The following is a 403-nucleotide window of genomic DNA, read 5'->3' as shown; positions in this document are numbered from 1 at the left end:
GTGTACTGCGCAGGTGAGGGTGACGGAAATGTCCGTGGTCGGTAACCGGCCACGTCGGGGGCTGCGGTGGGTCGTGCGGCGGGTCGAGAGTGTGGTCCTCGGCTCATCGACGGGCCGAGCACCCGCATCCGGTACGTGGTTCGTATCGGCGGGTGGAGTCCTGTTCTTGAGGGGGCATCACCCTATGTCTGCTTCGTTGAACGTTCGTCGTGTCGCCGCGACCGTCCTCGCCGCCGGCGCCATCGTCTCGGCCGCCGCGCTGCCCGCGACGGCCGCGGACCGGGGCCACCAGCAGCCGCGGGTGGAGATCAGCCGCGTCCAGGCCGACAGCCCCGGACGCGACGACCACTCCAACCGCTCCCTGAACAACGAGTGGGTCGAGATCCGCAACACCACCCGCCAG

The 403-nt window shown here is 69.7% G+C and carries 1 pseudogene; it reads left to right on the top strand.

The window, feature by feature from the left end:
* Positions 1–184: 184 nt before the first annotated feature.
* Positions 185–403: pseudogene (locus ADK55_RS38710) on the top strand (lamin tail domain-containing protein); the annotation flags it as partial.

Source organism: Streptomyces sp. WM4235 (genome assembly GCF_001279725.1).
GTDB lineage: Bacteria > Actinomycetota > Actinomycetes > Streptomycetales > Streptomycetaceae > Streptomyces.
This window is presented reverse-complemented; position numbering and strand designations above follow the sequence as displayed.